Origin of the sequence: Bacteroides sp. 1_1_14 (assembly GCF_000162515.1) — a bacterium.
Classification (GTDB): domain Bacteria; phylum Bacteroidota; class Bacteroidia; order Bacteroidales; family Bacteroidaceae; genus Bacteroides; species Bacteroides thetaiotaomicron.
In genome coordinates this window covers 276,683-288,769 of the sequence record NZ_GG774709.1, presented here as the reverse complement: position 1 = coordinate 288,769, position 12,087 = coordinate 276,683, and the positions used below count along the sequence as shown (strand labels likewise).

Genomic DNA, 12,087 nt, shown 5'->3' with positions numbered 1-12,087 from the left:
TGCGGCGGGTTCATTCCCACCATGATGAAGAATGGCTTCTTCGTATCACGCACGTTTCCTTCATTCTTGAGATAAGAAACAACTTTGCCCGACTCATGGAGCGGTGACCATTCTTTCGGATCATGTCTCTTGCCGTCCGTATCCCAATAATGCGGGTTCTTATGTTCGTCAAACGTGCCGTACGAATACCAATAGTTGAAACCGTGGCGCTGCTCTTTCGGCGTATAAGCGTCCCACACCGGACGCTGTGTTTCTACATATTGTCCCGGATTCTCCGGATCATTCGGGGTCGGGAAGTCAGCGTGAAGTTTACCGAAATAAGCACAATCATAACCGGCCTTGCTGAATACGTCGCCTATGCACTCCGCATCGTCACGCAAAGAGCTGATAGGACGTGTAGAGTTACAGTTCAAAGGTACACCACTGCGATTCGGATACATACCGGTCAGCAACATTCCACGATGAGGGCTGCTCAGCGGACAGTTGCTTTGAGCGGAAGTCAGCACCATAGATTCACGTGCGAAAGTATCTATGTTAGGAGTATGCACGGGGTCTCCCCGGAAGTTTACTTTATCTCTGAAACCTTCCTGATTCCAGAAGCCCATTGCCTGATTGCGATACTGATCAGGAAATACATAGATGATGTTTGGATGTTCCGCTTGCTCTGCCACCTGCTTGGGGGCTTTACAGCCTTGCGCTGCAAAGAGGGTCAAGCCTCCCATCAATAAGTTTACTGATTTGTTTATCATGATATAAAGAATAACAGTTAATGTACCGGAAGAGACTAATATATGCACATATCCGGCTAAAGTACAAGCAAGGCAGTTCTTACTTCTTTTCCAGGTCTCTTTTGCGCATCAATCCTTCCAGGAAGTAATAGTCAGCGTAGTTCAAAGGCACATCTATTTCCTGGCCGTGAGGGATACTGCCCACAGAGTGCATCAATATAAAGTTTCCATTCGTACCCACTTTGGCACGATAAGCCGGTGAGCCGAGGCTTTCCATGATCTTATCAGCGGTTTCCTTATAGTGATTGCCCGGCAGGTAACCGTCGAGTTCGTACAGAGCAGAAGCCGTACATGCGGCTGCAGAAGCGTCACGAGGTTCGTTCGGAATGTTCGGAGCATCGTAATCCCAGTAAGGAACGAGGTCTTCCGGCAGGTTCTTATTGGTAAAGATGAAGTTATACACCTTCTGTGCCTGATTGAGATACTTCTTGTCTTTTGTATAGCGATAGCAAGTGGTATAACCGTATAATGCCCAAGCCTGTCCGCGAGCCCATGATGATTCGTCCGCATATCCTTGTGCTGTTTGTCTCTTACGCACTTCTCCTGTTTCGGGATCGTAGTCTACCACATGATAGCAACTGTTGTCCGGGCGGAAATGGTGGGCCATCGTTGTATCCGCATGTTTCACTGCTATATTGTAAAAGGTAGAGTCACCGGAAAAAGCCGTAGCTTCAAACAGCAATTCCAGATTCATCATATTATCGATAATCACCGGACATTTCCATCCGCGTGTTCCCTGCCAGCCTTTATCGGCATCCCATGACTGGATAACGCCTGCTCCCGGACGGAAACGGGTAGACAATGATTTTGCGGCTTCTACAATCACATCCTTATATTCTTTTTTATCTGCAAAACGGTAACCGTTAAGATAACTGCACCCGATCATAAAGCCGACATCGTGATGCCACTTCAGATATTTCACAGAATCGAGGGCTTCTGTGTATTTTTCTGCCAAAGGCAACCACTTTTTATCCCCTGTCAGATTGTAAGTCAGCCACATGCTGCCCGGAAAGAAACCGGAGCACCAGTCATCAATAGGTATATAGGAGATACTACCATCTGCATTGATGGTTCTTGGATTCAGAATTTTACCGGATTTCTCGATAATGTCTGTCTGAATTGTGTTTTGTGCTACAGCGTTGTCGATGTTGTCCTGAATAAAATCGACTTCAACCTTTTTTTGTCCACCGCAACTCGTAAAGATCAGAAGCGAAAGTCCCAATGCGCTAAGAATTGTTTTCATAATACATGGATTATTTGTTAAGTTAATAATTATCTGGTGGCAAAAGTAGTACTTTCAAATAGAATAGACCGTCCCAAATAATCCAATTCAGGGACAAATTTGGTACATTTCTCCCTTGAAGGGCATATTTGCACAGATATTCCCCAAAAGCCTGCTTAATTATTTAATGAAATTGAAAATGCAATTATAATAATCTGACTAATATATAATATATTCTGGTCATTTTAAAGAAAAAGGCATTCTAACTCTTCTACATTTTTATTATATTTATTTGTAATTAATCAATTGATTGTTAATTATAATTATCATCATCACGTTTACATAAAGTTATGCAAATTAAATAAGAAATTACTTATTTAGTTAGCTTTGCCATGTCCATTTTCAATCAAATTCTTCGTTAATGAGAATCAGACATATATAGATATTTGTACTTAAATCAGCAACATCTTATGAACACACCAGCTTCTGTAAACACAAGAATAAAAGTTCGTCTCATCGGCTTTAGCCGAATGGGATTATTTTATTTGAATAAAGTGCTAAAAGCGAGAAACATAATTATCGGGACGGATGGAAATTGCCTGATATGCCCAGATAAAAGTAAATTAAGAATTAAAGATTAAAAAGTTATTATTATGAAGAAAGTATTTTATCCATTAGCTTGTTTTCTCGCAGCAGGAGTTTTAGTTTCCTGCAGCAGTCAAAGGAAAGCCGAAACAGCTCCGAAGGAGCAATCGGCAAACGAAGTAGCATTCTCATATTCAAAATCATTAAAAGCAGCAGAGATGGATAGCTTGCAATTACCGGTAGATGCGGATGGTTACATCACTATCTTTGACGGCAAAACATTTAATGGATGGCGTGGTTATGGCAAGGACAGAGTTCCTTCCAAATGGACTATCGAGGACGGTTGCATCAAGTTCAACGGTTCCGGTGGCGGTGAAGCGCAGAATGGCGATGGCGGAGACCTGATCTTTGCCCACAAATTCAAAAACTTCGAACTGGAAATGGAATGGAAGGTTTCCAAAGGCGGTAACTCCGGTATCTTCTATCTGGCTCAGGAAGTGACTTCTAAAGATAAGGACGGTAACGACGTGCTCGAACCTATTTATATTTCCGCACCTGAATATCAGGTATTGGACAACGACAATCATCCGGATGCAAAATTGGGTAAAGACAATAACCGGCAGTCGGCCTCTTTATATGACATGATTCCGGCAGTTCCTCAGAATGCGAAACCTTTCAGCGAATGGAACAAGGCTAAGATCATGGTTTATAAAGGTACGGTTGTTCATGGACAGAATGACGAGAATGTACTCGAATATCACTTGTGGACCAAACAATGGACAGACCTTTTGCAAGCCAGCAAATTCAGCCAGGACAAATGGCCGTTGGCTTTCGAACTGCTGAATAATTGCGGTGGTGAAAACCATGAAGGATTTATCGGAATGCAGGATCACGGTGATGACGTTTGGTTCCGCAATATTCGTGTGAAGGTTCTTGACTAATCACAATAACTCATAAGGCTGGCTGAAGAATGTTGGGTCTATCCCTAATCTTTCTACAGACATATCTGCATAGGGAGTAAAACAAAACTTCATTTTTTAGCTATCCCGATAATCATAACCTTATTTACAAGTATGTCAAAGACAGATTGGATAAGGTAGACAATAAAGATTATAGCTTCTCGGGTAAGGATTCACTTTAACCATTTTATTATTTATATTTATGAAAAACCACCTAATAACAGTACTTGTCTGCTGTTTATTCTTCATCGGTTGTAAAGATGATAAAGCCAACTCTAATCAGTATGACCCATCTCAACCAGTAGTATTTACAGATTTTAGCCCTAGAGAGGGAGGTATGCGAACCCGCCTGTACATTGAAGGCAGTAACTTCGGGAATGATCCCACCAAAATTCACATTACGATCGGTGGAGAAAAAACCAAAACCATCGGAGCAGATGGAAAAAAGATTTATTGCATGGTTCCTTCCAAGGCTTTTGATGGAATAATCAATGTTCGTGTAGATGGTCCGGATGGCAAACCTATTGCAGAACATACATTTGAAGAGGAATTCAAGTACACTCCTGCAACGATCGTAGGTACCTTGCTACGTAAGGTAGACGAGGATAATAATTCTGCATTTCAAGAGGGTTCGTTCGATGAAGGAGCTTCTATTCCTTCCAATGACTGTATGGTGTTCGACCCCAAGTACAAGGATGGGGACAACCGGTTACTTTTTTCTTCAAACCATTCTGACGGTCTCCACCTAATAGACCTGACAGAACGGACTGTAAAACGCCTCTTCCCAAGAACGGGATATAGCACAATGTATTCTTTCACATTCAGTGCTGACGGAGACACGTTGCTATTTACCGATGATCACGGTCAGGACAACACCACCCGGGCAAATATCTATTATTCTCTCCGTCGTGAAAACTTTCGACGAATTCGTCCCTACAACTATGGCAGGACAGCATATAGCTTAGTGTATATGGATGACGGAACCATCTTTTACACCACCTGGTGGGAGGGAAAAGTCTACAAAATGATACGCAATGGGGCTATTCCCAATATCGACGAGAATGCGGAGGTTGCCTTTAGCCTGAGTCAGATATCGGCAGTGGGCGGTTCACATACGATATTATTCAGGCACCCGTCCAATAAATTCATGTATATGCTTTCCGACAATTTTGGCGCAGTGTTCAGAGCCGATTATGATCCGGTGGCAAAAACATTCGGTAATCCTAGCATCATTGCCGGAAACATGAACGATAAAAGTTTCAAGGAAGGAACGGGAGGAAGCGCCCGGTTTAACAAACCACAGTTCGGTGTATTCGTAAAAAACGAGAAATACGGCGAAGGAATTGGTCCTGACAACGACCAATATGACTTCTATTTTTGTGACAGAGAAAATCACTGCATCTGGAAACTGGATCCTCATGGGGTAGCGTCTCTTGCAGCCGGACGAAGTAACGAAAACGCCGACGGCAAAATATGGGGATACGTAGACGGCAATCCATTGCATGAGGCACGTTTCAATCAGCCAGCCGGTCTTGCTTACGACCCTGATACAGATATGTTCTATATTGGAGATATTGATAATAAAGGGATTCGTTATATGACAACGGAATAATACTATTTAAAACACAAGTAAATATGAGAAATGTAATCTTACTATTTTTATTGATAGTAGGCTGGACAACTACAGTCTACGCTCAAAATGAACAAGAGACGATTGAGGTGACGGGAATCGTCACTGATCCAAAGAACGAACCTTTAATAGGCGTGAACGTTACAGCAAGAAATATGCCCGGCTTCGGTGCGATAACAGACATAAACGGACGTTACAAGATCAAGGTTCCTAATTACTCTTACTTGATTTTTTCCTATGTGGGATTTACAAAGCAGGAAATCTTTATCAAAGACAAAAAAATCATTAACATCGTTATGGCAGAGACGAAAGAAACGGTCATCGACGAGGTTGTTGTCACAGGGACCGGTGCTCAGAAGAAGGTAACTGTGACAGGTGCCGTTACCACAGTCGACGTTTCCCAGCTACGTACTCCGACGGCAAGCATCACCAATGCTCTTGCAGGCAATGTAGCCGGTATACTCGCCCGCCAGACTTCCGGACAGCCGGGTAGCAATATTTCTGAGTTCTGGATACGCGGTATCTCCACTTTCGGTGCCGGAGGCAGTGCATTGGTGTTGGTCGATGGCTTCGAACGTGATATGAATGAAATCAATGTGGAAGATATCCAGGACTTCTCCGTGTTGAAAGATGCCTCCGCAACAGCCATTTATGGTTCACGCGGTGCAAATGGCGTTGTCTTGATCACGACCAAACGCGGCAAGGAAGGGAAGACCCGCGTCAATGCCAAAGTAGAAACCTCGTATAATACACGCACCAGAACTCCGGAATTTGTGGACGGTCCAACATATGCCCGCATGATGAACGAAGCCTTGGTTAGTCGTAGTCAGGCTCCGGCCTATAGCGAAAGCGACTTGGAACTGTTTGCAAACGGGCTGGATCAGGATCTTTTCCCTAATGTGGACTGGATGAACTTAATACTGAAAGACGGTGCCCCCACTTATCGCGCAACTGTAGACTTGACCGGAGGTGGTACGGTAGCCCGCTATTTCATTTCTGCCAGTTATGTAAATGAAGGCGGCATGTACGAGACGGATCGTGCAATGACGGACTATAACACCAATGCCAACTACCATCGCTGGAACTACCGCATGAATGTAGACATAGACTTGACAAAATCCACGCTGCTAAAAGTAGGCGTATCGGGTTCTTTGGACAAGCAGAACCTGCCGGGAAGCCAGTATCATGAAATATGGCACTCGCTAATGGGATACAGTCCCATCGCTTCTCCGGTACAGTATAGTGACGGGAAATGGGCAGCAGTCGGTAGTGAAGGACGAAGAAATCCGTGGGTACTGACCACCCAGCAGGGATATCAGGAAACATGGAAGAATAAAATACAGACTACGGTTAATCTTGAACAAGATTTGAAATTTATCACAAAGGGATTAAAATTCTACGGACGTTTCGGATTCGATACATATACGGATAACGGTGACAACCGTTTCAAATGGCCGGAAAGTTGGTTAGCGGAACGGCAGCGTACCTCCGACGGAGAATTGCAATTCAGAAGAATAGAGACGCAGAAACTGATGGACGGAACGATGTATTCAAGTGGACAACGGAAGGAATACTTGGAGGCAGAGCTACACTATAACCGTACGTTTGGCGACCACATGCTAGGGGCCGTTTTAAAGTATTCTCAGGATAAGACTACCAATACATCTCACAACGGCAATACAGATAGCTACGAGAAAATTGTGCAGAGTATTCAGAATCGTCATCAGGGGTTTGCAGGACGTTTCACATACGGATGGAAATACCGCTACTTCTTTGACTTTAATTTCGGTTACAACGGCTCCGAGAACTTCGCCTCAGGTCAGCAGTTTGGATTCTTTCCCGCCTATTCTGTAGCATGGAACATCGCTGAAGAGCCAATCATCAAGAAACATCTCAAATGGCTGAATATGTTTAAGCTGCGCTACTCATATGGTAAGGTAGGTAACGACAATGTGGGAACCCGCTTCCCATACGTAGAGAAATTCGGGACATGGGATGAAGACGGTTATTATTACGGTGATATCGGCACCAGTAATTATTATTATACCGGACTGACCTATTCGAGAATTGCGTCAAGCAGCATCACTTGGGAGGTAGCCAAGAAACATGACCTCGGACTTGACTTCTCTATGTTCAATGATAAGTTCAGTGGCAGCATTGACTACTTCCACGAACAACGCAACGGTATTTATATGGTACGTAGTTACCTTCCTCAGATCATCGGTCTGAATCACATCACAACGAAACCTTATGCCAACGTGGGATCTGTCTTGTCCGAAGGTTTTGACGGTAATATCGCTTATAAACAGAGGATAGGTGAGGTAGACCTTACAGTACGTGCCAACATGACCTATAGTAAGAATGAAATCAAGGAGTATGACGAAGAGAACAGCCGCTATCCGTATAAGATGAAATACGGATTCCGTGTAGACCAGGCACGCGGCCTGATAGCCGAAGGATTGTTTAAGGATTATGAAGAAATCCGTAACAGACCCTCACAGGGTTCAGGCATCATGCCGGGAGACATCAAATACAAGGACGTAAACGGTGACGGAGTCATTAACGGAGATGACGAAGTGCCCATCGGTGCGACCACCCGCCCTAACCTGATTTACGGGTTCGGTGTATCTGCACAATGGAAAGGATTTGATATCAACGTTCACTTCCAAGGAGCCGGCAAGTCATCCTTCTTCATAGACGGATTCACCGTATATCCATTCCAAGAGAAGTCATGGGGCAATATTCTGACGGATGTAGTGGGTAACTACTGGTCGCTGGGAATCAACGAAGACCCGAATGCCAAATACCCGCGTCTGAGTTATGGAGGTAATAGCAACAACTATCGTGCTTCTACTTACTGGCTGCGAAACGGTTCGTACATCCGTTTAAAGAATGTGGAATTAGGTTACAGCATCCCCAAACGGTTTGTCAATAAACTCCATTTGGACCGTGTACGCCTCTACCTGATGGGAACGAATCTGCTGACCTTCTCCGACTTTAAGCTTTGGGATCCGGAACTGGGTAGTTCCAATGGACAACAATATCCGTTATCCAGAACAGTGACCATCGGACTGACGGTAGGAATCTAAAACAATCATTAAAAGAAAAGTTATGAATAAAAATAAATACATTTTATTGGGAGCAGTGGTACTCGGCTTGGGACTCACTTCCTGTTCCGATTTCCTAAATGTAGACCGCTATTTCAGAGACCAACAATCTACAGAACGCATTTTCTCGGACAAAGACTATACACTTCAATGGCTGTCATTCTGCTACAGTCGCCTGCAGGGAGATAATCTGGAGGTGGGACACAGTGACGTATGCCCTTTCAATTTCTCAGACGACCAAGTATTCAACGAACGAGGAGACCGTTTTGCGAAATTCAAACGCGGCGAATATTTAAATTCCACTGGCGGCCAAAATGCTTGGAAATGGTCGTATGACGGAATCTATCAAGCCTCCATTCTACTGAATGAATTGTATGAGAATGAAGATCTCACTCCGGAGGAAGTGACGGACGTAAGAGGACAGGCCCGTTTTCTGCGTGCCTATTTCTACTGGTTACTGCTGAGAAAATTCGGTCCGATACCCATTCTACCACCGGAAGGAGCCGACTATACAAAATCGTATGACGAACTGGCCTACCCACGTAAAACCTATGATGAGTGCGTGGCATTCATCACTTCAGAACTCGAAATTGCAGCTACCGAACTGTTCGAAAAACGCGATAACTTGAACATTGCCCGCCCGACTAAAGGAGCCGCGCTGGCTGTACGTGCCAAAGTTTTCCTTTATGCTGCCAGTCCGCTGGTAAACGGGAATACGGAAATGGCAGACTTCATCAACAAGGACGGCCAACAGTTGATTCCACAAGAATACAATGAAGAGAAGTGGGCAAAAGCCGCTGCTGCCGCCAGAGACATGATCGAGTACTCGGAAACGAGCGGACTCTACAAACTTTATACTTTTGAAAGGCGCCCGGTTAGTACAGACGAGGCTTATCCAACCACTATTGAACCGCCATATCATGAGGAATACAGTAACAAGCCTTTTCCGGAAGGATGGTCCAATATAGATCCATTTGAATCATATCGGTCTCTTTTTAATGGAGATATCTATGCAGCCGAAAATCCGGAACTTATTTTTACCCGAGGAACCAATGGTGACAGCAATGACTTAAAAACAGACAACACGATGGTAGATTTCGTAAAGCATCAACTGCCCGGAACTTTTGGAGGATATAACGTACACGGAATGACCCTGAAGCAGAGTGAAGCATACGCTATGGCAGATGGTACATCATTTGACAAAGAATGCTACACATTATGGAAAGGGAAGTTCACAAACGATGAAAACAAAGATGAACACAAGTACGACAATGTAAAAAATGGCGTATGGTGGGGATATACCAACCGTGAGCCTCGCTTCTATGCTTCCGTAGCTTTCAACGGAGCACAATGGAACGCACTGAGCATTAAGGAAGAAGGAGGAAAAGACTCACGAAACAAACAAATCTGGTATTATCGCGGAGCAACCGACGGTCGTATCAATGGATCTGATAACTGGTGCATTACGGGCATCGGCATCATGAAATATGTAAATCCGAACGATTGCGCCAAATGGGGAGGCTCTATCTACCAGAAAGTGGAACCTACACTTCGTTATGCCGACATATTACTGATGTATGCAGAAGCACTGAATAATATTTCCGAAGGGACACACTACCAGGTGGCCTCATGGGACGGAAGCCAGACTTACGATATCTTCCGTGACAAAGAACAGATGCGCCGTGGAGTTAAGCCTGTCCGTATGCGTGCCGGAGTCCCCGACTATAGCGATGAAGTATATGAAAACCCGAAAAAATTCTTTGAAAAAATAGTTCATGAACGGCAGATCGAATTCTTTGCAGAAACCCAACGCTACTATGACCTGCGTCGTTGGAAAATTGTCGAAGAACATGAAGGAGAACAAATCTACGGTTGTAATACACTGATGAACGAAGAATACAAGGACATGTTTTATCTGCCAGTCAGAGTGGCCGAACTACAGACTTCTTTCTCACGCAAACAGTACTTCTGGCCTATCAGCTTCGATGAGCTGAAACGCAACAATAATCTCTCACAAGCTCCCGGATGGCAGAATTATGATTAGTGTTAACATTATAAACCAAAAGATCAATATGAGAAAATTATATATTTTAGGAATGATACTGGGGATGTATGCAACATTCAGTGCATGCAATGACGAGTGGAAAGATGAACTTTACACACAGATGCTTTCTTTCAAGGCACCTTTAGGTGACAACGGCTTGAGTGAAATTTATGTACGCTATCAGCCGGATGGAACAGGAATATACCAGTTGCCGGTCATTGTCAGCGGCTCGAAAAGCAACAGTCGGAATATCGATGCAAAAATAGCCGTGGATGAGGATACGCTCCGAATACTTAACCAGGAAAAATTCCCTGTAGGTCGTCAGGACCTCTGGTATGTCCCCCTTGCAGAACAGCATTATTCTTTTGAATCAAACATTTGCCATATTCCTGCGGGAGAGAATATACAGCTCTACCCCATCCATTTCAACTTTAACGGGTTGGAACTGGATGAGAAATACGTACTTCCGCTGACTATTGAAGAAGACCCTTCTTATGTTCAAAACAAATATAAGGGACGTTATAAAGCGCTGCTGGGAGTCAATCTGTTCAATGACTACTCCGGAACGTATAACACCACGCTGATGAACATCTACATCGAAGGAACGACAACCGATCCCGCTAAGGTAGATACGCGCTTAGCCCGCGTAGTGGACGAGAATACCATTTTCTTCTATGCCGGTTCAACGTGGGTGGAAGATGAGAACCGCTCCAGGTATAAAGTATTCGTCGAGTTTGAAGAAGGAACGGAGGACGAGGAAGGTACTATTAAAGGAAAGTTGAGATTGTACGGTGACGAAGGCGAACCGGGAATCAATATCCGACCATTGGGAGAATGCAAATATGAAAAACGAATCATTCAGCACGAGACCATCAAATATATGGAACGCCACCTTACCACACTGGAACTGAGTTATAAGTACACGGATGTCACTTCCAATCCGGATTATCCGATAACTTACGAAGTAAAAGGTTCTATGACAATGGAACGCCAGATCAACCCGTTGATACCGGATGAGGATCAAGCTATTGAATGGTAAGAGAAAATTAAAAAAGGAGGAGACAAGCACTTGATTAAACATAGAAGCTTATCTCCTCTTTCTTTTATCAGGATACTCCATATAGCATTTTTATTAGATGATACGAATGCAAACACCATACCAGTCATAAGGTATTCGAGATTGATGAAGAATAATACCCCCTAAAAACGTAAGTATCCGACAGCCATATATGGGAATATATTTATTACATTTGCGGAAGAATCTTGAATTTTAAATTATAGGCTAATTCGGCTCTCATAACTTATCATTCAACGTTTCAAATTAGTAATTCAAAATTAATCATTATGACCCCACAAGAGTTTTTTAAAAAGGACCTGTTCGCCGAAAATGCAGGCGTAGTATTGCTTGAAGTACGCGAAGGATACAGTAAAGCCAAACTGGAAATAAAACCCGAACATCTTAATGCCGGAGCGCGGACACAAGGAGGAGCGATTTTCACGCTGGCAGATCTGGCACTCGCCGCAGCTGCCAATTCGCACGGAACACTCGCTTTCTCTCTTTCATCCTCAATCACTTTTCTGCGTGCCAGCGGTCCGGGCGACACCCTCTATGCCGAGGCACGCGAACGGTATATCGGCCGAAGCACCGGCTGCTATCAAGTAGATGTTACTAACCAGAATGGAGACTTGATCGCTACATTCGAATCAAGTGTTTTCCGGAAAGATCAGAAAGTACCTTTTACTCTGTAGACA

At 43.9% G+C, this 12,087-nt stretch carries 8 protein-coding genes; 6 read left to right on the top strand and 2 right to left on the bottom strand.

Annotated elements, in window-relative coordinates; translation table 11 throughout:
* Both HMPREF9007_RS05645 and HMPREF9007_RS05650 read right to left on the bottom strand, forming a co-directional pair.
* The coding region (locus HMPREF9007_RS05645) for a sulfatase-like hydrolase/transferase (RefSeq protein WP_032850642.1) at positions 1-746 on the bottom strand (746 nt) is incomplete at its 3' end.
* Positions 747-828: 82 nt separating this feature from the next.
* Entirely contained in the window at positions 829-2,031 is a 1,203-nt protein-coding gene (locus HMPREF9007_RS05650) for a glycoside hydrolase family 88 protein (protein WP_008762950.1), read from the bottom strand.
* A gap of 632 nt (positions 2,032-2,663) precedes the next feature.
* On the opposite strand from HMPREF9007_RS05650, the gene HMPREF9007_RS05655 reads away from it, so the two are divergent.
* From HMPREF9007_RS05655 to HMPREF9007_RS05680, 6 genes are all read left to right on the top strand, one after another.
* A complete protein-coding gene (locus tag HMPREF9007_RS05655; protein WP_008762949.1) occupies positions 2,664-3,536 on the top strand; it encodes a DUF1080 domain-containing protein in 873 nt (290 codons plus the stop codon).
* Between the two features lie 220 nt (positions 3,537-3,756).
* On the top strand, positions 3,757-5,166 hold the full coding sequence (locus HMPREF9007_RS05660; protein ID WP_008762948.1) for an IPT/TIG domain-containing protein: 1,410 nt from the start codon (positions 3,757-3,759) through the stop codon (positions 5,164-5,166).
* 23 nt (positions 5,167-5,189) lie between these two features.
* Positions 5,190-8,273: a TonB-dependent receptor gene (locus HMPREF9007_RS05665; protein ID WP_008762947.1), complete on the top strand. Its 3,084-nt coding sequence runs from the start codon at positions 5,190-5,192 to the stop codon at positions 8,271-8,273.
* Between the two features lie 22 nt (positions 8,274-8,295).
* Positions 8,296-10,335, top strand: a complete 2,040-nt coding sequence (locus tag HMPREF9007_RS05670; RefSeq protein WP_008762946.1) for a RagB/SusD family nutrient uptake outer membrane protein — start codon at positions 8,296-8,298, stop codon at positions 10,333-10,335.
* Positions 10,336-10,363: 28 nt separating this feature from the next.
* Entirely contained in the window at positions 10,364-11,374 is a 1,011-nt protein-coding gene (locus HMPREF9007_RS05675) for a DUF4973 domain-containing protein (RefSeq protein ID WP_008762945.1), read from the top strand.
* Between the two features lie 305 nt (positions 11,375-11,679).
* The gene (locus HMPREF9007_RS05680) at positions 11,680-12,084 is read left to right on the top strand and encodes a hotdog fold thioesterase (protein ID WP_008762944.1); all 405 of its coding nucleotides are present in this window, start codon (positions 11,680-11,682) and stop codon (positions 12,082-12,084) included.
* The last annotated feature ends 3 nt before the right edge of the window (positions 12,085-12,087 follow it).

Excerpts from the sequence above, each read along its gene's own strand:
- HMPREF9007_RS05660 (WP_008762948.1), top strand. The coding sequence starts at position 3,757 with ATGAAAAACCACCTAATAACAGTACTTGTCTGCTGTTTATTCTTCATC.
- HMPREF9007_RS05670 (WP_008762946.1), top strand. The coding sequence starts at position 8,296 with ATGAATAAAAATAAATACATTTTATTGGGAGCAGTGGTACTCGGCTTG.
- HMPREF9007_RS05650 (WP_008762950.1), bottom strand. The coding sequence starts at position 2,031 with ATGAAAACAATTCTTAGCGCATTGGGACTTTCGCTTCTGATCTTTACG.
- HMPREF9007_RS05655 (WP_008762949.1), top strand. The coding sequence starts at position 2,664 with ATGAAGAAAGTATTTTATCCATTAGCTTGTTTTCTCGCAGCAGGAGTT.
- HMPREF9007_RS05675 (WP_008762945.1), top strand. The coding sequence starts at position 10,364 with ATGAGAAAATTATATATTTTAGGAATGATACTGGGGATGTATGCAACA.
- HMPREF9007_RS05665 (WP_008762947.1), top strand. The coding sequence starts at position 5,190 with ATGAGAAATGTAATCTTACTATTTTTATTGATAGTAGGCTGGACAACT.
- HMPREF9007_RS05680 (WP_008762944.1), top strand. The coding sequence starts at position 11,680 with ATGACCCCACAAGAGTTTTTTAAAAAGGACCTGTTCGCCGAAAATGCA.